Origin of the sequence: Microbacterium rhizosphaerae (assembly GCF_034120055.1) — a bacterium.
GTDB classification, from domain to species: Bacteria; Actinomycetota; Actinomycetes; order Actinomycetales; family Microbacteriaceae; genus Microbacterium; species Microbacterium rhizosphaerae.
Window position 1 is genome coordinate 3,129,426 of sequence record NZ_CP139368.1, and the last position, 19,772, is coordinate 3,149,197.

A 19,772-nucleotide genomic window follows, 5' to 3' on the forward strand; every position below is an offset into this window, starting at 1 on the left:
CATCCCCTTCACCACGTGACGGCGCCGCGGCGGGCCTCGCTTCAGGCCTGGGGCAGCCCGGTGACGTCGGGCGGCGGCCCGAGGTCTGTGGACGGCTTCGCGCGCAGCACTCCCCCGGTCGCGGCGAGCCAGCATCCGATGAGCACGACAGGGAATCCGATGAGCAGGCCGAGCGTGAGCGGCTCGCCGAGGATGAGAGCGCCGAGCGCGATCGCGACGACGGGGTTCACATACGTGAACAGGGGCGCGCGCGCCGGGCCCACCAGGGAGATCAGCGCGAAGAACGCGATGAACGCGAGGGCGGTGCAGAAGATCGCGAGGGCGAGGAGCGACACCGCGCTGCGCACGCTCGGCAACCCGTGCTGCGTGAGGAGCCCGATGGGCAGGTAGAAGAGGCCGACGGCCGCGAGCGAGATCGTGACGGAGCCGAGGGCGGGCACGCCCTGCAGCTTGTGCGCCACGACGAAGGGCGCGGTCGCGTAGCAGACGGCCACGAGCAGCACCTCGCCGATCGCGACGAGGGCCCGCGGACCGCCCGAGGCCAGTCCCGGTCCGCCGACGATGATGGCGACTCCGAGGAAGCCGACGATGAGGCCGGTGAGCCGGACGGGGCGCAGCATCCCTCGATCCCCGCCGAAGAACGCGATGATCGCGGCGAAGAGAGGCACCGTCGCGACGAGGAGTCCGGTCAGACCCGACGGGATCGTCTGCTCGGCGTGGCCGAGCAGCAGGAACGGGCCGGCCATCTCGATGGCGCCGAACAGCAGCACCCACGGCCAGCGCGCGAAGGCCGCCTTGAGCGCGCCGCTGCGAATGGCGAAGGGCAGCAGGATGAGGGCTCCGATGAGCGTGCGCCCGGCGACCATCGCCGCAGGCGAGATGGTCTCGACCGTGACGCTGATGAAGAGGTACGGGACGCCCCAGAGGACGGCCATCGCCGCGTACAGCCACCACGCGCGGGCGCTCACGGTGTGCTGCAGTGTCATATGGACCGGCGTCCCTCGAACGCGCGGCCGAGCGTGACCTCGTCGGCGTACTCCAGGTCGCCGCCGACGGGCAGGCCGGAGGCGAGTCGTGTCACGGAGATCTCGAGCGTGTGGAGCAACCGGCTGAGGTAGGTCGCGGTCGCCTCGCCCTCGAGATTGGGGTTGGTCGCGAGGATGACCTCCTGCACCGTGCCGTCCGCGAGCCGCTGCATGAGCTGCGCGATGCGCAGGTCGTCGGGCCCGATTCCCGCGATCGGGCTGATCGCGCCGCCCAGGACGTGATAGACCCCGCGGAATTCGCGCGTGCGCTCGATGGCCGCGACATCCTTCGCGTCCTCGACGACGCAGATGAGCGTCTGGTTGCGGCGCGGGTCGCGGCAGATGGCGCAGCGATCCTGCTCCGAGACGTTGCCGCAGATCTCGCAGAAGCGCACCTTCTCGCGCACCTCGGCGAGCAGCTGCGCAAGGTGGGAGACGTCGAAGTTCGGGGTCTGCAGGATGTGGAACGTGATGCGCTGCGCCGACTTCGGCCCGATGCCGGGGAGGCGGCCGAACTCGTCGATCAGGTCCTGGACGATGCCGTCGTACATCAGGAGAACCTCGTGCCGGACTCGTAGGTCTCCTCGCGGACGAAAGTCGCACCGAGCACCTGACGCACGACCGCCTCGCCGTAACGCTGGACCCCGTCGGCGCGCGCCGTCACGGTGGGCGTGAGACGGGGCGCCACGATCGTGGGGATGTCGTCGTCGGGCGGCGGCGGAGGCGCGTCCTCGTCGTCGTAGGCGGGCGGCTCGTCCATCGACGGGACGACATCGGCGGCGGGGAGCACGTCGCCCTCACGGGCGATCGTCGCGGTGGCCATGCGGGCGGGCGGCTCTTCCGGGTCGTCGTCGACGGCCAGCGACCGGCCCGGGCTTGTCGACGCGCTCGGGGGCGTGCTGGTCGGGATCGGCGCGACGGCCCACTCGGTGACGGTGGCGGATGCCGACGCCTGGCGCTCGGGGGTGACGGCACGTCGCTCGGCGGGGCGCGCGGGCCCGGCCGCCCGTGCGGCGGTGCTCCGCGGTGCGGCCGCGCCGGTGCCGCCGTCAGCGGGGGGAGGGGGCGTGCGCGGGCCGGATCCGCCGTCGTCGCCACCGGGACCCTCGGGTGCCGAGTCGTCCTCCATCCGCGCGAGGTACTTCACCGTGACACCGGTGACCCCGCGGATCGCCGCGCGCAGTGCCTCGCTCGGGCCGCCGTCCGCCGAGCGCTGCTTGAAGCGGTTGAGGTCGCTCGCACTGCGGAAGGCCAGCGTCAGGACGTCGCCGTCGCGAAGGTCGGCCACGCTTGCGGCCGAGGCGACGAGCCACGAGGAACGACTGATGCGCTCGAGCCGGGCGAGGACGTCGGGCCACGACTCGCGCAGGCGCTCCACGGTCAGCGGCCCGGCGGGAGCGGCAGCTGCGGGCACGGCAGCGGCGGGCGCGGGCTCGGAAGCCGGTGCAGCGGCTGCCGTGGACGTGGAAGCTCCGACCGGCTGCGCGGCTTCCTCGTGCGGGTCGGCGGGCGACTCGAAACGGGGTGACGACTCGTCGTCGGCCTGCGACGTGTCGTCTCGCTCGTTCCCCGCTCGCTCGACGACCGGCGCTCGGGACGGCTCAGGAGCGGAGACCTGCGCCACGGCGGGCGCGGCGGCCTGCGCCACGGGCGCGACCGGGGCCGCAGCCGCGGGACCGCCGTGGGCGAGCACGCGGGCCACCATCAACTCCAGCTGCAGGCGCGGCGACGTCGCGCCCGTCATCTCGTCGAGCGTCGCGATCACGAGGTCGGCGGTGCGCGACAACCGCTCGGAGCCGAACGCGGCGGCCTGGCGCGACATCCTCTCCAGTTCGTCCGCCGGCACGCCCCGCATGACGCTCGCCGCGCCGGCGCCCGTCGCCGCGATGACGATGAGGTCGCGCAGACGCTCGAGCAGGTCGTCGACGAAGCGCCGCGGATCCTGTCCGGTCTGCACCACACGATCGACCGCGGCGAAGGCGGCAGCCGCATCCTGACCCGCGAACGCGTCGATGACCTCGTCCAGGAGCTCACCCGGCGTGTAGCCGAGGAGGGCGACGGCGCGGGCGTACCGCACGAGCACCCGATCGTCCTCCGAGTCGGAGCCGGCGATCAGCTGGTCCAGGAGCGACAGCGTGTCTCGCGGAGACCCTCCCCCAGCGCGCACGACGAGCGGGAGGACACCCGCCTCCACGTGCACGCCCTCGGTCTCGCACAGCTGAGCGACGTAGTCGAGCATGGCGGCGGGCGCGACGAGACGGAACGGGTAGTGGTGGGTGCGCGAACGGATCGTGCCGATGACCTTCTCGGGCTCGGTCGTGGCGAAGATGAACTTGACGTGGTCCGGCGGCTCCTCGACGAGCTTCAGCAGCGCGTTGAACCCCTGGGGGGTCACCATGTGCGCCTCGTCCAGGATGAAGATCTTGAAGCGGTCGCGGGCCGGGGCGAAGATCGCACGCTCGCGCAGGTCGCGGGCGTCGTCGACGCCGTTGTGACTCGCCGCGTCGATCTCGACGACGTCGAGCGATCCGCCACCGCCACGGCCGAGCTCGATGCAGCTGTCGCACGTCCCGCACGGGACGTCGGTCGGCCCCTCGGCGCAGTTCAGGCAGCGTGCGAGGATGCGCGCCGAGGTGGTCTTGCCGCAGCCGCGGGGCCCCGAGAACAGGTACGCGTGACCGACCCGGTCGCTGCGCAGCGCCGTCATGAGCGGCTCGGTCACCTGTGCCTGGCCGATCATCTCGCCGAACGTCTCGGGACGGTAGCGGCGATACAGAGCGGTGGTCACCCGAACAGCCTACGGCGTGGCTCGGACAGCCGGATCGAGCCTCTTCAGTCGTCCGCTGCGGTATCGATGAACCCCACGTCGTCGATGATCGGGATGGCGGACGTGACGGTGGGAACCGACGCCGACAGCAGGGTTCCGTCCTCGCGCCGCGCCGTCGAGAAGCGGTCGTGCGACGGTCGCCCCACGATGACCGGCCCCTGCCCCTGCAGCGGGATCACGAGCTGCCCGCCACCCTCGACGGTGTGCATGACGCCGCGCACCTCGAACGTCACAGGGTCGCCCGCATCCGCCCGCACGTGCAGTGCGTCGCGCTCGACGCGGACGTGCAACGGCGTGCCGTGCCACTGCATGGCGAACTCGAGGTGGTCCCACTGGAACGGCAGGCGCGGATCGAACGAGAGCTGACCGAAGTGGTCGCGCATCCCGCCGAATCCGCTGACCAGGGCGGACCAGACGCCGCCGGCCGAGGCGACGTGCACGCCGTCCGACGCGTTGTGGTGCAGATCCGCGAGGTCGACGAACAGCGCCTGGTAGAAGTACTCGAGCGCGAGGTCCTGGTACCCCACCTCGGCCGCGAGGATCGACTGCACGACCGCCGACAGCGTCGAGTCGCCGGTCGTCAGCGGGTCGTAGTAGTCGAAGTCGGCGCGCTTCTGCTCGCGCGTGAAGTGGTTGCCCTGCAGGAACAGCGCGAGCACGACGTCGGCCTGCTTGAGCACCTGGTACCGGTAGATCACCAGCGGGTGGAAGTGCAGGAGCAGCGGGCGCTTGTCGGCCGGCGTGTTCTCCAGGTCCCAGACCTCGCGCTCGAGGAAGACCTCGTCCTGGGGATGGATGCCGAGGGCGTCGCTGTACGGGATGTGCATCGCCTCGGCGGCCATCTCCCACGCGTCCGGCTCGGCGGGGTCGAGGTGCAGACGTGCGACGAGCCGCCGGTACATCTCCCCGTCCTTGTCGGCGAGCTCTCGCACCGTGCGGGCGGCGTAGCGCAGGTTGAACCGGGCCATGACGTTCGTGAACATGTTGTCGTTCACGACGGTCGTGTACTCGTCGGGACCTGTCACGCCGTGGATGTGGAAGGTGCCGACACCGTGAACCTCGCGCCAGAACCCGAGCGTCGCCCAGAGCCGGGCGGTCTCGACGAGGATGTCGACGCCCTCGGCCTCGACGAAGGCCTCGTCGCCGCTCGCGCGGACGTACTTCGCGAGCGCGAAGGCCACGTCCGCGTTGATGTGGTACTGCGCCGTGCCGGCCGCGTAGTAGGCGGACGCCTCCTCACCGCTGATGGAGCGCCACGGGAACAGCGCGCCGGCCTCGTTGAGCATCGCGGCCCTGCGCCGGGCGGCGGGCAGCATGAGGTAGCGCATGCGCAGCGCATTCCGCGCCCACAGCGGCGTCGTGTACGAGAGGAAGGGCACCACGTAGATCTCGGTGTCCCAGAAGTAGTGGCCGCTGTACCCCGACCCCGTCACGCCCTTGGCCGGCACGCCCATGGAGTCGGCGCGAGCCGCGGCCTGCGCGAGCTGGTAGAGGCACCAGCGCGTCGCCTGCTGCACATCCGGGCGGCCGCCGATCCGCACGTCCGATCGGGCCCAGAAGGCGTCGAGCCAGGCGCGCTGCCGTTCGAACAGCCGCGACACGTGCTCCGTGGCCGCCCGATCCAGGACGCGGCGACCGCGGTCGACGAGCTCGCGCGCCGGCACGCCGCGTGACGTGTGATACGCGACGAGCTTGCGGACGCGCACCGGCACGCCGGCCCTCGCCTGGACCCGGAAGACGTTCTTGGCCATGTCCGGCTCGATCTGCTGCCGCGCGGTGTAGGCGTTGTCGGTCTCGATGATGTGGTCCGCGACGACGGCGATCGTCATCCCCGACCGCGTCACGCGGTAGCTGAGCACGGAACGCAGCCCGTCCTGCCAGAACTCCTGCGGCTGGAGCACCCGCTCGCGCAGGCGCTCGGCCTTGCGCGGGTCGAAGGTCGCCGCACCCGTGTTGGCCGGAGCGGCGCCGCCGTACACGTCCTCGCCGTCCTGGCGGTTGACGAGCTGGCAGGTGATCGTGACGGGCGCATCGGCGTTCAGCACCGTGACGTCGAGCTGCATCACCGCGAGGTGGCGCTCGTCGAACGACACGAGGCGCTGGTAGTCGACGAGCACGTCCTTGCCGGACGGTGTGCGCCAGAGAAGGTGGCGGCGCATGACGCCGTCGCGCAGATCGAGCACGCGCTCGTACTCGAGCAGCTCGTCGACGTCGAGAGACAGCGGCTCGTCGTCGACGTACACGCGCATGACCTTGGCGTCCGGCGCATCCACGATCGTCTGCCCGACCTCGGCGAGGCCGTAGGCGTTCTCCGCGTGCTGGATCGCGAAGGTCTCGTGGAAGCCGTTGACGAACGTGCCGTGCTCGTGCGCGAACCGGCCCTCGGGGTGGTTCCCGCGCAGGCCGAGATATCCGTTGCCGACGGCGAAGAGCGTCTCGGTGACACCGGCGTCGTCCAGCGAGAACGCGGTCTCCACCAGGCGCCACTCGTCGACGGGGAAGCGGTCGCGATCGATCATCATGCCTTCCAGGTATCGGTACGGGGTGTGCGGTCAGCACCGCTCACGTGGTGAATGCGTCCAGATCGGAGACGACCACGGTGGCGCCCGCGGCCGTCAGGGCTTCCGCGCCGACGCCGCGGTCGACGCCGACGACGATGCCGAAGCCGCCCGCGGCGGCGGACTGCACGCCGCTGATGGCGTCCTCGACGGCGGCGCTGTCGGCCGGCTCCACGCCGAGCTCTCGCGCGGCGAGGAGGAAGATGTCGGGCGCCGGCTTCGACGCCAGGTGCTCGCGCGCCGCCACGACGCCGTCGACGACCACCGGGAAGCGGTCGCGGATGCCGGCGGCCTGCAGCACCTCCTCGGCGTTCTTGGAGCTGGACACCACCGCGACCGGCACTCCGGCGGCCGCGAGCGCGTCGAGCAGGCGCAGCGAACCGGGGAAGGGCGCGATGCCCTCGTTGCGGAGGATGGCGGCGAACTCCGCGTTCTTGCGGTTGCCGACGCCGCACACGGTCTTGGCATCCGGCGAGTCCGACGGATCGCCCCAGTGCAGCTCGACGTCGCGCGAGCGCAGGACGGCCGCGACGCCCTCGTAGCGCGTGCGCCCGTCGAGGTGCGTGTAGTAGTCGGCGCTCGTGTAGGGGGGCGTGATGTCCCACTCGTCGAACAGCGCCTCGAACAGGGCGCGCCAGGCGCGCATGTGCACCTCGGCCGTCGGCGTGAGCACGCCGTCCAGATCGAACAGCACAGCTCGGGTGGCGGTCAGATCGGGAAGGTCGATGCTCGTCACGAAGCCTCCTGGAAGGTGGGATGCGGGCAGCCCGCGATACGTCCGCACCCAGGCTAGTCCGGGTCCGCGTGACGTGTCAGTGCGCGCCCGCGCGGCCGGCGACCTCCAGCGTCTGGTGGGCGATCTCGAGCTCCTCGTTCGTCGGCACCACGAGGACCGTGACGGCCGAGGCATCCGTCGAGATCACGCGCGTGCCGCGCTCGCGACCGATGTTGCGCTGCGCGTCCAGCTCGACTCCCGCGAAGCCGAGCGTCTCCAGCGCGGCCGCCCGCACCGGCGCCGCGTTCTCGCCGACGCCGGCTGTGAACGAGATGACATCCACTCCCCCGAGCTGCGCGATGTAGGCGCCCGCGTACGCGCGCAGGCGATGCACGTAGACGTCGAAGGCGAGGACGGATGCGGCATCCCCCCGCTCGACGCCGGCGAGGACGTCGCGCATGTCCGAGACGCCCGCGATGCCCTTGAGGCCGCTGCGGGTGTTCAGGAGCGCGTCGAGGTCGTCGATGGTCATGCCGTCGCGCCGGGCCAGCTGGAACAGCAGCGCGGGGTCGAGGTCGCCCGAGCGGGTGCCCATCACGAGCCCCTCGAGCGGTGTGAAGCCCATCGAGGTGTCCACCGAGCGCCCGCCGTCGATGGCGGTGACGGATGCGCCGTTGCCGAGGTGGAACACGATCTGCCGCAGGCTCTCCAGCGGACGCCCGAGGAATTCGGCGGCGATCTCGCTCACGTACTTGTGGCTCGTGCCGTGGAACCCGTACCGGCGGATGCGGTGCTTCTCGGCGATGTGCGCGTCGATCGCATAGGTGTAGGCGGCGGGGGCGAGCGTCTGGTGGAAGGCCGTGTCGAACACGGCCACGTGCGGGATGTCGGGGAACGCGGCGCGGGCCGCCACGATGCCGGCGAGGTTGGCCGGGTTGTGCAGCGGCGCGAGCACCGACAGCTCGTCGATGTTGATCTCGACCAGCGGTGTGATGAGCGTCGGAGCGAAGAACCGCGCGCCGCCGTGGACGACACGGTGACCCACGGCCGTCGGGTCGAGCGCCGGCCCGTTCCTCGCGAAGGCGTCGAGCATCGCGGCGAACGCGGCGTCGTGGTCGGGAACCGGCAGCTCGTCGCGATACGTCGCGTCGAGGAACGCGGCGCCCTCCGCCGCGCCGCGCACGGTGTGCGCCCGCATCCCGTGCTCGTGGCCGATGCGCTCGATGAGCCCGGTCGCCAGAACGGCCTCGGTGTCCATGTCCAGCAGCTGGTACTTGAGCGACGACGAGCCGCTGTTGATGACGAGGACGGGCGTCATGACCCTCCTTGTGCCTGGATGGCGGTGATGGCGATGGTGTTGACGATGTCCTCCACGAGGGCGCCCCGGGACAGGTCGTTGATGGGCTTCGCGAGGCCCTGCAACACCGGGCCGATCGCCACGGCACCCGCCGACCGCTGCACCGCCTTGTACGTGTTGTTGCCCGTGTTGAGGTCGGGGAAGATGAACACCGTGGCACGTCCGGCGACGGCGGACCCGGGGAGCTTCGCCTTCGCCACCGCCGCATCCGCCGCGGCGTCGTACTGGATCGGGCCCTCCACAGGCAGGTCGGGCTCCCGCGCGCGCACGAGCTCCGTCGCCTCGCGCACCTTGTCGACGTCGGCGCCCGAGCCCGACTCGCCCGTCGAGTACGAGAGCATCGCGACGCGCGGCTCGATCCCGAACTGCCGCGCCGTCGCTGCGGACGAGATGGCGATGTCGGCGAGCTGGATGCTCGTCGGGTCGGGGATGACGGCGCAGTCGCCGTAGACCAGCACACGGTCGGCGAGCGCCATGAGGAAGACCGAGGAGACCACCGAGACCCCCGGCTTCGTCTTCACGATCTCGAAGGCCGGACGGATGGTGTGCGCCGTCGTGTGCACGGCGCCCGACACCATGCCGTCCGCGAGGCCCATGTGCACCATGAGGGTGCCGAAGTACGAGCCGTCGGTCACGGTGTCCGCCGCGCGGGCATGCGTCATCCCCTTGTGGGCGCGCAGGCGCGCGTACTCCGTGGCGAAGCGGTCGACGAGCACGGGGTCGAAGGGGCTGACGATGCTCGCCGCCCGGATGTCGATGCCGAGCTCGATCGCGCGATGGCGCACCTCGATCTCCTCGCCGAGGATCGTGAGATCGGCGATGCCCCGAGCGAGCACGGTCGCAGCGGCGCGCAGGATGCGGTCGTCCTCGCCCTCGGGCAGCACGATGTGCCGGCGGTCGGCGCGCGCCCGCTCCATGAGCCCGTACTCGAACATGAGCGGCGTGACGACGTCCGCCTGCGCGAGGCCCAGCAGCCGGACGAGCTCCGCGGTGTCGACGTGCTCGTCGAACATCCGCAGCGCCTTCTCGTAGCGCTGCTGCGACTCGGCGGCGAGCCGGCCACGAGCGCGCATGACCCGCGTCGCGGTGTCGTAGGTGCCGAGGTCCGCCCGGAGGATCGGCAGCGGCGAGTCGAGTCCGTCGATGAGCCGCTGGATCTCGTCGGGCAGGGCGAACGGCCCGTTCAGCACGATGGCCGCAAGCGACGGGAAGGTGCCCGAGGAGTTCGCGAGCAGGGTGGCGAGGAGCACCTCGGTGCGGTCGGCGGCGATGATGACGACCGCGCTGTCCTGAAGCCGCGGCAGGACGTTGACCATCGACATCCCCGCGATGACGACCGTGAGGACTTCGCGGGCGAGCAGCTCCGGGTCGCCGCTGACGAGCCGCCCGTCGACCGCGCGCATGACATCGCGCACCGAGGGCGCCACGAGCAGGCGGTCCTCGGGGAGCGCCCAGACGGGTCGGTCCGACGCGGCGGCCGATCCGGTGGCCGCCACGGCGCTGACGGATGCCACGATCTCCTCGAGCCGCTCGGGGTCGGCGCGGTTCACGACGAGGCCGAGCAGGTGCGCCCGCTCGTGCGCGAGCTCGGTGAGGGCGCTCGCCGCGAGCTGCGCGACCTCCGAGGGCGTGCGCGGGATGGTGGTGCCCAGCTGCTCGGGCACCTCGCCGTTCTGGGCGCGGCCGCCGAGCACGAGCAGAACCGGGACGCCGAGGTTCACCGCGATCCGCGCGTTGTACGCGAGCTCGGCCGGGCTGCCCACATCCGTGTAGTCGCTGCCGAGCACGACGACCGCGTCGCACTGCGCCTCCACGGTCTTGAAGCGCTCGACGATCGCGGCGAGCGCGGATTCCGGATCCGCGCGCACCTCGTCGTAGGTCGTGCCGATGCACGCCTCGTAGGGCAGATCGACGCCGTCGTGATCGAGCAGCATCTCGAGGACGTAGTCGCGCTCGCGCGTCGAACGGGCGATCGTGCGGAAGATGCCCACGCGCGGGGTCGTCCGGCGCAGGACGTCGAGCACGCCGAGCGCGATCGTCGACTTCCCGGAGTGGCCTTCCGCGGAGGTGATGTAGATGCTCTGCGCCACGGCGCCAGCCTACGCGCGTGGCGCGACCGCCCCCACCGGAGACGGCCGGGGAAAGGCAGCGGGACCCCGGGAAAAGTAAGACTCTCCGCGAACCCGGCAGAGCCCGGTTACCCTTGCTACGTTTCCGTCCTGGGGGAGTTGGCCTGGATGCCGCCTCGCGGAGAGCTTCCGACAGTCTACCGTGAGCCGAGACCAGTCGACGACGAGCGGGCTACGATCGATTCATCGAGCGCCGACGCTCGCCCACGGGAGGGCTCATGCCAGGCACCCTGAAAGGCACCGAACCGATCACCGACGCCTTGTTCGCGCAGGCGACCACCGCGATCCTGGACGTGGTCGGGCGGGTGATCGACGGGAAGCCCGAGGCGGTGCGCTTCGCCCTCACGGCGCTGCTGGCCGAGGGTCACCTGCTGATCGAAGACGTTCCGGGCGTCGGGAAGACGATGCTCGCGCGGGCGCTGGCGGCGTCGGTGGATGCGACGGTCCGCCGCATCCAGTTCACGCCCGACCTGCTGCCCGGCGACGTGACGGGTGTGAGCGTCTACAACCCGGTCGAGCACGAGTTCGAGTTCAAGCCGGGCGCGGTCTTCGCGAACATCGTGATCGCGGACGAGATCAACCGCTCCTCCCCCAAGACGCAGTCCGCGCTGCTGGAGGCCATGGAGGAGGGTCAGGTCACGGTCGACGGACGCTCGCACCTCCTCGCGGAGCCCTTCCTCGTCGTCGCGACCCAGAACCCCCTCGAGATGGAGGGCACGTACGCCCTCCCCGAGGCGCAGCGCGACCGGTTCATGATGCGCATCTCGATGGGGTACCCGGATGCGGCGGCCGAGGCCCTCATGCTGCGGCAGCGCGACACGATCAACCCGCTCGACGAGATCCGGCCCGTGGTGACGTCGGCACGCGTGCTCGACCTCATCGCCTGGGTGCGCGCGGTGCACGTCTCACCCGCCATCGAGGAGTACGCGGTGGCGCTCGCGCAGGCCACGCGCATCCACCCCGACCTGCGGCTCGGCGCGAGCCCCCGCGCGACGCTGCAGCTCGTGCGGGCCGCGAAGGTGCGGGCTGCGCTCGACGGCCGGGGCTTCGTCATCCCGGATGACATCACGGCTCTTCTCATCCCGGTGTTCGCGCACCGGCTCATCGCGGCGCGTGGGACTGGGGCGTCGCGCTCGCGGTCGAGCGACGGCATCGCCGAGACGCTCGAGCAGATCGCGGCATCCGTGCGGGTGCCGATCGCGTCGCGCCGCTGACGCGACAGGGGACTCTGGGGGTTCGGAATGCGGAAGGCGTGGCCACTGACGGCCCGGGGAACCGGGGCGCTGCTGCTCGCCGTCATCTGCTTCATCACCGCGGCCCAGCTCGGGCTCATCGAGCTCGTCTACTTCGGCGTCCTGCTCATCGCGGTCGATGTCGCCGGCTTCGCGACTCTCTACCTCGTGCGGCACAGCGAGAGCGTCACGCGCACCTTGACGCCGGACATCCCGTCGGTGGGCGGTGAGATGCGGGTCCTGGTGCACATGGATGTGCGCTCCCCGCTGCCGACCGCGGCGGGGACGTGGCGCGACGCCCTGCCGCGCGGCATCGCCGGCGTCGCTCACGGTGGCCTGCCCGCGATCGGCTCGGGCCTGTCCGGCGGCGACCGCAGGGTCGAGTTCGCATACGCCGTGACGGCCACCGAGCGGGGGGCACATCCGCTCGGGCCGCTCTCCGTCACCACGAGCGACCCGTTCGGGCTGGCCCGCCGCGCGACGACCGTCGGCACGGCGACGAAGGTCGTCGTCGCTCCCGCCATCGTCGAGCTGCCGCCGCTGTGGGATCCCGCGGGTGAGTCCGGGGGCACCACGCTCACGACGACGACGCAACTCGGTCAGGGCGCCGACAACCTCGTCGCGCGCCCGTACGTCTCGGGCGACTCGATGCGCCGCATCCACTGGCGAGCCACCGCGCACCGGGACACGCTGATGGTGCGGCAGGAGGAGCAGGAGTCGACGCCGCAGGCGACCGTCCTCCTCGAGCGCGCCGCCGCCGCGTGGGGCGCCGGCGCTCAGCGCCGGCCGGGTGCGGATCCCGCGTTCGAGCTCGCGGTCACCGCTGCCGTCTCCGTCGTCGCACGGCTCGTGCGCGACGGCTATCACGTGGCGATCCGGGATGCCGACGGCACCGAGCTGTGGGATCCGATCGCCGGCGGCGACGGCGACGAGGTCGAGAGTCTCGCGACGCACTTCGCGACCCTCACGGCACGCGTCGAGGACGCCCGGCGTTCGCCGCTCGACGCGGCCACGGCGATGATCACGGGAAGCGGACCGACCGTCCTCATCACCGGGCCGACGGGACGCACGACGATGCCCGCCCCGATCGGGAGTCCCGCGCTGCTGGTCGGCGTCGGACTGGACGCGGACGGGATCGAGGATGCAGCAGCCGCCGGCTGGCGCATCGTACCGCTGCCGCCGGGCGACGATCTGGTCGAGTCCTGGGTCGCCGCGTATCGAAGGGTCGGCCGTGTCCACGCCTGAGCAGAGCCGCATCCGCAGCCTCTCCCAGTGGCGCCCCCGCCCCGGTGACCTCGTCCTCGCGGGCGGGACGCTCGCTGCGCTCTTCGCCGCGATGGTCCCGCTCGCCCGGGTCATCACGCTGTCGTGGTGGGTGCTCGCCGCGCTCGTCGTTGCGGCTCTCGTCTTCGCGACCGGTGTCGTGATGCGCGGGCTGCGCGTTCCGGCCGTGGGCGTGACGGTGGCCGAGGCGGTCGTCTGGATCGCGGCGGTCACCGCGCTGTTCTTCTCAGGGACGGCGATCCTGCTCATCATCCCGACCCGCAGCACGGTCGATGCCGCGATGGCCGCGGTGCAGTCGGCGCTGGACGACGTCCAGTACGGGAGCGCGCCGCTCGAACCCCGCGTGGGCCTGTCCGTCGTCATCGCCGCCCTCACGGGACTGCTCGCGATCGTCTTCGACCACGTCGTGCTGACTGCACGGATGCCGCTGCTGGCCTCCGTGGGCTTCATCGCGCTCTCGCTCGCACCCTCGATCGCCGTGCCGGGCGACTTCGATCCGGCGGCATTCGTGCTGCTGGCGATCTGCATCCTGTTCCTCATCCGCACCGACACCCAGCTGCGCCGAGAACAGGTGGATGCCGGCATCCCCAGGCGCGTCCCGTACATCACGGCGGCACCCGCCGACACGCGCGGGGGCGCCCCTGCCCCGGCGCGCTCGAGCACGTCCGCGATGGCCGCGGGCATCGGGGCGATCGCGCTGGTGGTCGCCCTCATCATCACGCCGCTGCTGCCGCAGCCGGCCGCACGGGCCGGGTACGGGGGCGCCACGGTCTCGATCGATCCGTCGCTGCGGCTGGGCAACGACCTCCGCCGCCCGATCGACACCGCGGTGCTGCAGGTGCACACGTCAGGCGTATCCGCCCCGTATCTGCGGGTGGCGACCCTCTCCGACTTCTCCGGCGCCGACTGGCAGCCCGACACGGGCCCGGCGTCGCCCGTCATCCGGTCCTCGAGCTTCCCGAAGGTCGACGTCGACCGCGGCATCGCCCTGACGAAGACGACGACACGCGTCGACATCATCAACCTCACGTCACGGTGGCTCCCGGTGCCCTACCCCGTCACCGCCGTCGCCAACCTGGGCGCCGAGTGGGCGGTCATGCGCGACAACCGCACGATCGTCGGGTCGGTGGACACGTCGGCCGGGCAGAGCTACGAGATCACGACGCAGGTGCCGTCGCCGACGTCGGAGCAGATCCGCGCCTCCTCGGCGACGATCGTGAACGGCGCGCAGGCCGGTTCGCCTCTCACCGCGTCCGTGCCCCGCTCGGTGCCGGTGGATATCGCGAAGCTCGCGCATGACGTCACGTCCGGTGCCGCGACCGACTATGACGCCCTCCTCGACCTGCAGAACTGGTTCCGGGGACCCGACTTCACGTACTCGCTGCTCGCGCCGCGCGCCGGCGGCTTCGACGACTCCGGGGTGAAGTCCATCGAGGCGTTCCTTCAGAAGAAGGAGGGCTACTGCATCCACTTCGCGTCGGCCTTCGCGCTCATGGCGCGCCTGCTCGGCATGCACTCGCGCGTCGTCGTCGGATACCTGCCGGGCACCGCCTCCTCGCAGGTGGGCGCCGACCCCAATCTGTACACCGTCATGAGCTCCGAGCTGCACGCGTGGCCGGAGGTCTTCTTCCAGGGCATCGGCTGGGTGCCGTTCGATCCGACCAAGGGTCTCGGCGTGCCGACGGCGTTCGCCGCCGCCGCCGCGCCCGGCTCGCCGGTGACGAGCGGGAATGCGCCGACCACGAGCGCCCGCACCCCCACGCCGATCCGGAACGAGGCCGGAAACAAGCTGGACGTGACGAACGGCAACTCCGCCGCCGCCGCTGCCGCGGCCGCCGCCGCCAACCCGGCGCCGTGGATCGGAGCGTTCCTCGCCCTGCTCGTGGCCGCCGGGGTGCCGAGCGTGATCGGCGTCCTGCGGCGCCGGCGCCTGCTCGCCGCCGCCCGCGAGGAGAATGCGGCCGCCGCCTGGACCTACGTGCAGGAGGCCGCGATCGACGTCGGGCTCTCCGTCCCGGCGGCCGAGTCTCCCCGGTCCTTCGCGGGCCGATTGTCGGCGGAGCATCCGGTGCCGCTCGATTCGATCGGCCTGCTGCTCGCCGCGATCGAGCGCGCTTCGTACGGGCGCGGCGGTCTGCGCGGGTACTGGCAGGGCGACGCGATGCCGGATGCGGCGGCATCCGTCCGCACCGCGCTGCTCGCGTCAGTGCCTGCGCGCACCCGGTGGCGCGCGGTGCTCCTCCCCCGTTCGCTCTTCGTCCGGCCCGGTTCGGTGTACGCCGGAGCCTCCGGTTCGTCGGGCGCCGCCGCCGCAAGGTAGGATGGTCGGCGGCCCTTCGGGGCTCCCAGGAGGATTCGCCTAGTGGCCTATGGCGCACGCTTGGAAAGCGTGTTGGGTGCAAGCCCTCGGGGGTTCGAATCCCCCATCCTCCGCTCCTGTTCTGCCTGGAAAACTGCCCAGCCCGCTCGTTTGCCATCCCTCATCGAACGCCACCCTTTGCAGCTTCGGTGGCGGGTGTGGCCTGACTGACGTCGGCACGCATCCGCGTGGCCACGACCTGAGGGTCGAGGCCCTTCGCCTCCATGTCGCCGGCCGGCGACGTGCGCCGCTCGGCGGTGTCGTACAGGTCGGCAGTGTCCGCGCGTGAGTCCGCCTCGGTTCCCAGCGTCCGAGCGTACGACTACGGTACGAAAATGGTCTGCCCTATCGAAGTATTGCCCCTCGAAGAAGCACGAGCCGCAAACGACCTCGTTGTGGCTCAGGTCGCGATCCTCGACGATCAGGTCAGCTGGGACTGGACACTCCGGTCCCTCGCAAAGAGAGACCCGATCGCAGAAAATGCATACCGGTCAACACTCTCGGAGCCGCGAAGCACCCTGGAGCTAGCGATCGACCTCACCCTGCGCAAGGTTGGGCTAAAGCTCCAAGGCGACCCCGTCGAGGAAAGTATGATCGGGGGCCTTATCTCGCTTCGGTACCTCGTGTCACCCGAAACTCAGGCCTCCCGATTTGACTGAATGATTGACGAATAATTCTTGTGGCCGCCAACATGGGTCGCACCCTGAGTCAGCTGCGATTCGGCGAAGAACATCCGTCGACCGATAGCTGCGGGCAACATCGCCGGCCACGCGCTGATTCCAGTCGCGGTGCGGGCGCTGGACGGCCGCGACGGCTCAGGACGATACTCGTGACATGGTGGTGCTCGGACGGTTCCTGCTGCGGGGGCTGGCGATCGGCGTTGTCGTCGGCGCGGTGACCGGGTTGGTTCTGGGGTTGATTGCGTACCCGCCGACCGTGTGGTTCGCCATTTTGGAGCTCGGCATTCCGGGAGCTGTGGTCGGCGCCGCGTGCGGCGGGTTCGCCGGACTCGTGGTGATGGCGCGCCGAACAGATCATTCGCGCGTCGCGATCGTCGTGTTGCTGGGCATGGCCGGACTCGTTGCGGTCGCGGTGTTGTTCGCTCCGATCATCACGGGCGGCTGGTGCACGGACGCGCCCGTAAGCGCGATCTCGACATGCGAGACGATCCAGCGGTCGCTCATCGGGATCGATACGTCGATGTGGCTGTGGCTCACTCTGACGGGGGTGGTCGTTGTCGCGACCGTGCTCGTGGCGCGGGGTAGCTGGGCCAAGCGCCCCTAGACGGTCCTGGAGCGTGCAGAATCCGTCCCTCACTGCGTCTTTACGGCTGGCGCTGGCCTGGAAGTATCAGCGGGTGAGAACGCGAATTGCCACTCGATCCCGGGTCAACGCGATGAGAATCACCATTGGCGGGCGCCTGTCGTCAGAAATCGCTGGGCGCGGGCAGGCCTTTCGACACTCGCCCCGTGACTGCGCCGCCGTCCGGGGACGATCACGGTTGCCGCGGCGCTGTGAGCGACGGTTTGATACCGTCATGACGACCGCAGCAGAATCGCATTCCGGAGGTGCCGCCTCCCTCCCCTCTCTCGCTGTCACAGGGGTGACCGGAACGGTTGGCCGGCTCACTGCGGAGGCACTGGCCGACGCGGGAGTCCCCTTCCGGATGCTTGCCCGCGACCCGGTCCGAGCACCGCGACTGCCGGGCAGCGCCGTACTGCAGGCCGCATACGCCGACGCCGATGCGGCGCGCTCGGCCCTCGAGGGCGTAGCGGTGCTCTTCATGGTCTCAGCCGCCGAGAACGAGAACCGGCTGGCTGAGCAGGTCACGTTCGTCGACGCCGCCGCAGCGGCAGGCGTCGGACACATCGTCTACACATCGTTCTTCCGCGCGGCACCGGATGCCACCTTCATCATGGCTCGAGACGATTACGCGACCGAACAGAGAATCCGAGAGACGGGGATGACGTTCACGTTCCTCCGCGACAACCTGTACCTCGACTTCGTGGACGGAATGATCGGTCAGGATGACGTCATCCGCGGTCCTGCGGGCAACGGCCGCGCCGCGATGGTCGCGCGAGCCGATGTCGCCCGCGTCGCCGCGCGCGTGCTCCAGGACACGGACTCCCACGCCGATGTCACCTACGATCTGACAGGTCCGGAGGCATTGACGATGGCGGAAGTCGCAGAGGTGCTCTCCAGCCGGCTCGGCCGCGCCATCTCATTCCACAATGAGACCCTCCCCGAAGCGTACGAGTCACGCAAGCACTGGAAGGCGCAGCAGTGGCAGTACGACGCTTGGATCTCCAACTACGCGGCCATCGCAGCAGGCGAGCTCGCCGGAGTGACCGACGACGTCCAGCGCGTGACCGGGCGACAGCCCCTGTCGCTCTCCCAGTTTCTGGAGTCGCGCTAACGATATTGGGAGTCTCGCAGGGGACGGTTGACTGGACACGGCCGACTTCATCGGACCCCCGCGGCTCATTCGACGACGCCCGCCGGACGGTCCCGCTACGCGCACTCACAGTCATACCGGTTATACTTCAGCCATGAAGACGGCGATCTCTCTCCCTGACAAGGACTTCGAGCGGTTCGAACGGATCGCGGCCCGCAACGGCATGAGCCGTTCGGAGTTCTACCGACGCGCGGGCGCCAAGCTGGCGGACGAGTTGGAGGGCTCCAGCAGCCTCACCCTGATCGCGCAGGACGTGCTGACCCGCGTCGGTCAGCCGGCAGAGGATGGCCTTCTGCTCGAAGAGAACCGTCGTGTGATCGAGTCGGGCTCTGGGTGGTGATCGCTCGCGGCGACGTCGTCTGGGTCGACTTCGGCGAGCCCCGCGGATCCGAGCCGGCGAAGGTGCGACCGACAGTCGTCTTTCAGGATGACTGGTTGCTCGCGACATCCATCAACACGATCCTCTTGATCCCCCTGACGTCGAACCTCGCACAGGAGGCCTTCCCCGGCAACGTGCTGATTCCGGCGATCGCCAGCGGGCTGGACAAGGACTCCGTTGCGCTGGTCACCCAGCTTGGGCCCGTGAGTCGCGAGTACATTCAACCCTTCGCCGCAGGTCACCTTCCCCCGTACCTCCTGAACGAACTCAGCGCCGGCGTGCACCTCGTCACCGGGACATGAGCGTACGCAGGAGGGTGGCTCAACGCGCGTCGAGTCCCGGTGCGACAATGACGCGATGACCGAGACGACCTCAGCCGACCGTGGCCCGTTCTTCCACGGGACCCGGGCGAACCTCCGTGTCGGCGATCGACTTACCGCCGGGCGCCCGTCGAACTACAGGCCCGACGTCATCATGAACCACATCTACTTCACCGCCCTGCGGGATGGGGCAGGATTGGCGGCGGAGGTCGCCGCCATGCTCGGACCTGACGGAGCACAGCCCCATGTCTACGTCGTCGAGCCCACCGGAGACTTCGAGGACGACCCGAACGTCACCGATAAGAAGTTCCCCGGCAACCCCACACGTTCTTATCGGACGAGCGCGCCGTTGGTGGTGGTCGAGGAGGTCGCCGAGTGGACGCGATTGAGTCCTGAGGCCATCGAGATGTGGCGGGGTCGGCTCATTGCGCTCCGCGAAGGCGACGCCGAGATCATCAACTAGAGACCGGATCGTCGGCCGACCGGGATCGATCCAGGCGCGGATCCCGAAAGCAGCATTGGCTACCGGTACGAACGCCTGGCTCGCAAGCGATCCGTAAACAGGCATTGAACGTAGGCGGCCCTCGGTCGGGCATCGCACTCCGCCAGATGCGAGGTTCCGTTGGCTAGATGATGGTGTCATGTCGACCAGCCCCAATCTGACGATCCTTCCGGACACTCCCGCGGCGCGGTTGCTCGCGGAGTTGACCTCGTACTCCGATGATTTGTCCGAGGCGGCAGCCGCGATGGAGTAGGCCCTCGAGGCCGGCTCGCAGTCTCCGCTTTGGCAGCCGCTGACCAGTCACGCGGTCGTCGCCTACATGCGGGCGTTTGGACATTCAAACGTCATGCCGGGACTCCTCAAGCACATTGATGTTCCCGAAGATCTGGTCGAAACCCACGAGATGATCCGTGTCTACCGGAACACGACGATCGCGCATTCGCAGTCCGAGTTGTCGATGTCGTTCCCGTGGGTCTCGTTGACGCCGGAGGGCACCGTGGACCGGGTGGTGCCGTTCACGATTCGCCCACCAGCTTCCTCCAAGCGCTGCTGGGCGAACCGCGAGTGCGATCGACCGGGTGAGTGACTTGGTGATCGATCTGATGACCCGTCCGTGCGCTGACACGCGGG

The 19,772-nt window shown here is 70.2% G+C and carries 16 protein-coding genes, 1 tRNA gene and 1 other RNA gene; 10 read left to right on the forward strand and 8 right to left on the reverse strand.

The genetic code is table 11. From position 1 onward, the window contains the following. Nucleotides 1-41 precede the first annotated feature (41 nt). The 8 genes from SM116_RS14210 to ffs all read right to left on the reverse strand — a co-directional run bounded on the left by SM116_RS14210 (nt 42) and on the right by ffs (nt 10,742). Nucleotides 42-986: a DMT family transporter gene (locus tag SM116_RS14210; protein WP_320941624.1), complete on the reverse strand. Its 945-nt coding sequence runs from the start codon at nt 984-986 to the stop codon at nt 42-44. Beyond that, complete coding sequence (recR, locus tag SM116_RS14215; RefSeq protein WP_320941625.1) at nt 983-1,576, reverse strand: recombination mediator RecR; 594 nt, start codon at nt 1,574-1,576, stop codon at nt 983-985. Before recR ends, SM116_RS14210 begins: the two co-directional genes overlap by 4 nt. Continuing rightward, nucleotides 1,576-3,813: a DNA polymerase III subunit gamma and tau gene (locus tag SM116_RS14220; RefSeq protein ID WP_320941626.1), complete on the reverse strand. Its 2,238-nt coding sequence runs from the start codon at nt 3,811-3,813 to the stop codon at nt 1,576-1,578. Before SM116_RS14220 ends, recR begins: the two co-directional genes overlap by 1 nt. A 44-nt stretch (nt 3,814-3,857) precedes the next feature. Continuing rightward, on the reverse strand, nt 3,858-6,371 hold the full coding sequence (locus SM116_RS14225) for a glycoside hydrolase family 65 protein (protein WP_320944187.1): 2,514 nt from the start codon (nt 6,369-6,371) through the stop codon (nt 3,858-3,860). A gap of 43 nt (nt 6,372-6,414) precedes the next feature. Further along, nucleotides 6,415-7,146, reverse strand: a complete 732-nt coding sequence (locus tag SM116_RS14230) for an HAD family hydrolase (protein WP_320941627.1) — start codon at nt 7,144-7,146, stop codon at nt 6,415-6,417. 76 nt (nt 7,147-7,222) lie between these two features. Then, nucleotides 7,223-8,443 carry an acetate kinase gene (locus SM116_RS14235; protein WP_320941628.1) on the reverse strand — a complete coding sequence of 407 codons (1,221 nt, stop codon included), beginning with the start codon at nt 8,441-8,443 and terminating at the stop codon, nt 7,223-7,225. Next, on the reverse strand, nt 8,440-10,572 hold the full coding sequence (gene pta / locus SM116_RS14240) for a phosphate acetyltransferase (protein ID WP_320941629.1): 2,133 nt from the start codon (nt 10,570-10,572) through the stop codon (nt 8,440-8,442). Before pta ends, SM116_RS14235 begins: the two co-directional genes overlap by 4 nt. Before the next feature lie 73 nt (nt 10,573-10,645). Next, an RNA gene (gene ffs, locus SM116_RS14245) (signal recognition particle sRNA small type) lies at nt 10,646-10,742 on the reverse strand. An 87-nt stretch (nt 10,743-10,829) separates the two neighbouring features. On the opposite strand from ffs, the gene SM116_RS14250 reads away from it, so the two are divergent. The 10 genes from SM116_RS14250 to SM116_RS14295 all read left to right on the forward strand — a co-directional run bounded on the left by SM116_RS14250 (nt 10,830) and on the right by SM116_RS14295 (nt 19,728). Further along, on the forward strand, nt 10,830-11,825 hold the full coding sequence (locus SM116_RS14250; RefSeq protein WP_320941630.1) for an AAA family ATPase: 996 nt from the start codon (nt 10,830-10,832) through the stop codon (nt 11,823-11,825). A 27-nt stretch (nt 11,826-11,852) separates the two neighbouring features. Beyond that, nucleotides 11,853-13,088: a DUF58 domain-containing protein gene (locus SM116_RS14255; protein WP_320941631.1), complete on the forward strand. Its 1,236-nt coding sequence runs from the start codon at nt 11,853-11,855 to the stop codon at nt 13,086-13,088. Further along, a complete protein-coding gene (locus SM116_RS14260) occupies nt 13,075-15,447 on the forward strand; it encodes a transglutaminase TgpA family protein (protein ID WP_320941632.1) in 2,373 nt (790 codons plus the stop codon). The genes SM116_RS14255 and SM116_RS14260 overlap by 14 nt, the downstream gene beginning before the upstream one ends. A 28-nt stretch (nt 15,448-15,475) precedes the next feature. Beyond that, nucleotides 15,476-15,560, forward strand: a tRNA-Ser gene (locus SM116_RS14265). A 760-nt stretch (nt 15,561-16,320) separates the two neighbouring features. Next, nucleotides 16,321-16,770, forward strand: coding sequence for a hypothetical protein (locus tag SM116_RS14270; RefSeq protein ID WP_320941633.1), 450 nt, complete (start codon nt 16,321-16,323; stop codon nt 16,768-16,770). 253 nt (nt 16,771-17,023) lie between these two features. Beyond that, the gene (locus SM116_RS14275) at nt 17,024-17,902 is read left to right on the forward strand and encodes an NmrA family NAD(P)-binding protein (RefSeq protein WP_320941634.1); all 879 of its coding nucleotides are present in this window, start codon (nt 17,024-17,026) and stop codon (nt 17,900-17,902) included. A 133-nt stretch (nt 17,903-18,035) separates the two neighbouring features. Then, nucleotides 18,036-18,281, forward strand: a complete 246-nt coding sequence (locus SM116_RS14280) for a ribbon-helix-helix domain-containing protein (RefSeq protein ID WP_320941635.1) — start codon at nt 18,036-18,038, stop codon at nt 18,279-18,281. Further along, on the forward strand, nt 18,278-18,622 hold the full coding sequence (locus SM116_RS14285) for a type II toxin-antitoxin system PemK/MazF family toxin (RefSeq protein WP_320944188.1): 345 nt from the start codon (nt 18,278-18,280) through the stop codon (nt 18,620-18,622). The genes SM116_RS14280 and SM116_RS14285 overlap by 4 nt, the downstream gene beginning before the upstream one ends. Nucleotides 18,623-18,677: 55 nt before the next feature. Beyond that, the gene (gene arr, locus SM116_RS14290; protein ID WP_320941636.1) at nt 18,678-19,103 is read left to right on the forward strand and encodes an NAD(+)--rifampin ADP-ribosyltransferase; all 426 of its coding nucleotides are present in this window, start codon (nt 18,678-18,680) and stop codon (nt 19,101-19,103) included. 385 nt (nt 19,104-19,488) lie between these two features. Next, on the forward strand, nt 19,489-19,728 hold the full coding sequence (locus SM116_RS14295; RefSeq protein ID WP_320941637.1) for a hypothetical protein: 240 nt from the start codon (nt 19,489-19,491) through the stop codon (nt 19,726-19,728). Nucleotides 19,729-19,772: the final 44 nt, after the last annotated feature.